This window comes from Rhodococcus sp. CX (assembly GCF_015865005.1).
Lineage (GTDB): Bacteria > Actinomycetota > Actinomycetes > Mycobacteriales > Mycobacteriaceae > Rhodococcus.
The window spans coordinates 1-3206 of the sequence record NZ_JADZGH010000090.1 but is presented as its reverse complement, the minus strand read 5'-3'; the positions used below and the strand labels follow the sequence as shown (position 1 = coordinate 3206).

Annotated in this window: 3 protein-coding genes; 2 read left to right on the top strand and 1 reads right to left on the bottom strand. The window is 66.5% G+C overall.

Annotation, left to right across the window (positions count from 1 at the left end):
- Positions 1–108: 108 nt before the first annotated feature.
- Positions 109–987: an IclR family transcriptional regulator gene (locus I0Q12_RS09585; RefSeq protein WP_197251704.1), complete on the bottom strand. Its 879-nt coding sequence runs from the start codon at positions 985–987 to the stop codon at positions 109–111.
- A 214-nt stretch (positions 988–1201) separates the two neighbouring features.
- Between I0Q12_RS09585 and I0Q12_RS09580 the strand changes: the two genes are divergently transcribed.
- Positions 1202–2407 (top strand): flavin reductase, encoded by a 1206-nt coding sequence (locus I0Q12_RS09580; protein WP_197251703.1) that lies wholly within the window; start codon positions 1202–1204, stop codon positions 2405–2407.
- 35 nt (positions 2408–2442) lie between these two features.
- On the top strand, positions 2443–3206 hold a 764-nt coding region (locus I0Q12_RS09575; RefSeq protein ID WP_269437591.1), incomplete at its 3' end, for an SLC13 family permease.

Below are 3206 nucleotides of genomic sequence, written 5' to 3'. Positions count from 1 at the left end.
AGCGCGACGACGAGCCCCGGGACCGCACCTCGTAGCCGCTCGGCGCCGCATCGCAGCGGCCGTATTCGTATTTCCCCGGGTGCCGCGGCCGGTTGCGGCGCCGAGCGGCTACGAGGTGCGGTCCCGGGGCTCGTCGTCGCGCTCCTCCTCGGACGAGACGAGCAGGTTCGACAGCATCCGTGCGTACCGGACGACCCTCTTGGAGAGTTTCGCCTCGTCGAAGCCGACGCTCCGGACCGAGACGGACAACGCCCCGATGGGCCGCCGGCCCCGCATGACGACTGCACCGACACAACTGACGCCCAGGACAGTCTCTTCCCGATCGACCGTGTATCCCAGCGCCCGGGTGCGGGCGAGCTGGTCGACCAGGAGCTGCGGTGAGGTCAGCGAGTTCCGCGTCAATCGCAGCAGGGGCGGAGCAGGAATCGCATCACGCCCCTCGATGTGGATCTGCTCCGCCAGCAACGCCTTGCCGAGCGCAGTGGTGGTGAGCGGCAACCGTGCACCGACGCGCGTGGGAAGCGCCACCGAATCGGGCCCGAAGATCTTCTCCACGACCATCACCTCGTTGCCGCGCCGTACCCCGAAATGGACGACCCCACGGGTTTCCACGTACAACTCGGTCATCAACGGGCGCGCCAGGCTGACCGGCCCGTCCACCCGGCCGAGAATCGAACTCTGCGCGAGCTCGAAGATCTGCCAGCTGGGCCGGTACTTGCGACCGTCGCGTTCGAGCAGGCCGCTGGCGACCATGTGGGACAGCAAGCGGTAGGCCGTCGACTTGGGCAGTCCGTTCGCTTCGGCGACCTCGGTGACACCGAGGGACTCGATACGGCCGCGGAAGGAATCGAGGACACTGAGCGCCTTCTCCACCGACGTCATCTCCATCATGTCCAGCGGAGACTCCCGCGGATCGGCACCGGGCCGGCCCGGGTCGGTCACTTCGGCGGGTCCGGTGTTCCACCGAAACTTGGGATTCTGGGACATCGTCCGTCCTTCCTGTCGACGAAACGACCCCCCGGCGACGTTCAGCGGGATCTGAATATAGGTCACGGCGCACGGCCCGGAAAGACGCATGGATCAATCGGCTCGATTGTGCCAGCCTTTGAAACACAAGGGTGGTCGCGGTCACATTCGGCTTTCTAATGTTGCGCAGCAGACCGCCGACCGAACGAAGACGGCGGGTGACGAAGGGCTCGAAATGTTCGACGCTGATGGCTTTCGAGAGGTGCTCGGCAACCACCCGACAGGCGTCTCGCTCGTGACCGGCCTGTCGGAGGACGGGACTCCTCTCGGGATGATCGTGGGAACGTTCAATTCGGTCTCACTGGATCCTCCTCTGGTCTCGTTCATGCCGATGAAGACCTCACACACCTGGTCGAAAATGCGCTCGGCCGAACGCTTTTGCATCAACATTCTGGCTGCCGACCAGCAGGACCGGTGCGGCAAGTTCATGCGCACCCCGGCCGAGGAACGGTTCGCGGACTGGCCGTGGTCGCCGTCTCCGCTCGGCTTGCCGATCCTCGACGGCGGGGTCGCCTGGATCGAGTGCAGCCTCGACCAGGAGATCGAGGCCGGCGACCACTGGATCGTGCTCGGCCGCGTCGAGTCGCTCGAGGTGGCCCGATGCGCACCTCCGCTTCTGTACTTCCAAGGGGGATATGGGCGTTTCGCCCCGAAATCCCTTGTGTCGCTCCCCGATCACGACCTCAGATTCGGGGTGCGCGACGCCGAACTGGCCCGGCCCGTGCTCGAACGCCTCGCGACCGCACTCGACGCCGAATGCTCGACCGTCATCACGATCGGTGATGCAGCGATGGCCGTCGTCGGGTCCGCAACCGGACCCGGTGTCGCGAACACGCGGCGTCTCGGCCTGCGGATGCCGCTGGTACCGCCGGTCGGCGATGTGTTCGCCGCGTTCAACGACCCCGCGTTCGCCGAGGCCTGGATCGACCGGCGCACGGACCGCAGCGAAGGCGCTGCACGCGGCCTGCGGGCCCGGCTCGACATGGTCCGGCAGCAGGGCTGGTCGGCTTCCCTCACCACCGGCAACTACAGCGACCTGGCACTGCATCAGGCCTTCCGCAACTTCACGACCGGCAACTACACCCCGGCTGAAGAACGCCGAATCCTTTCTGCGGTAGCAGAATCCACCGAGTACTACTCCCCCGAGCCGATCAATCCCAGGACGATCTACACCGTCGGATCCGTGGTGGTTCCCGTTCATCACGAGGACGGCAGCCTCCGTTCGGCGCTGCGGGTCGGCCAGATCGACAGATCCCTCACCGGCTCCGAACTACTGACGCTCGCTGACGAACTCGAGGATGCCGCACGAGAGATCGAGTCGATCCAGCGCGCCGACGACAACGTGACGTTCCCCCTGCGCGCCGGTCTCGCGGCGCGCTGAGTCGACCCGACTCCTCCGAAACTCCAAGGACAGATATGGGTACACAGATTTTCTCTCTGGTGGTGCTGGCAGCCATCATCACCATCGGAACCTGGAAGTCGATACACATCGGCGTCCTCGCCCTCGTTGCCGCATTCGGGGTGGGAACACTCCTCGACGGGCAATCGATCAAGGACATCATGTCCGGATTCCCGGTCAGCATCCTTGTGCTGCTGCTGGGCATCACCTACCTGTTCTCGATCGTCCGGGAATCCGGTGCGATCGACTGGATCGTGCAGAAGACGCTGGCGCTCGTCGGCGGTCGTGCCTACGCGATCCCGTGGGTGTTCTTCCTCCTCGCCGCGCTCCTCGGATCCATGGGCTCCTCGCTGACCTCCCTGGCGCTGGCTCCCATCGCGATGATCTTCGCCGGCAAGCATCGGCTGCACCCGCTGCTGATGGCCTTGACGATCGTGCTCGGTGGCGGTGCAGGCGGGTTCGCGCCGACGTCGCTGTTCGGCATCATCACCACCGGGGTCTCCCTGGACAACGGCATCGAGCCCCATCCGTGGCTGCTGTTCGCCGTCGCGTTCGCGATCAACCTGGTGCTCTTCGTCCTCGCCTTCGCCGTCCTCGCCCGGCGCACCCGGCCGGCGGCGGAACCCGCCGCGTCCGGCGGGACGTCGGCGGGTCCGTCGGACGCGCACCCGGAACCCCTCCGTCCCGGTGGAGGTTCGCTCTCCGCCGCCGGCGCGGCGCCCGCACCGACCGCCACCGCGGTCGCCGTCGAAGACGAAGCCCCTGCCGTCCTCAGCCTGTC

Coding starts and splice junctions, on each gene's coding strand:
- I0Q12_RS09585 (WP_197251704.1), bottom strand. CDS start 987: ATGTCCCAGAATCCCAAGTTTCGGTGGAACACCGGACCCGCCGAAGTG.
- I0Q12_RS09580 (WP_197251703.1), top strand. CDS start 1,202: ATGTTCGACGCTGATGGCTTTCGAGAGGTGCTCGGCAACCACCCGACA.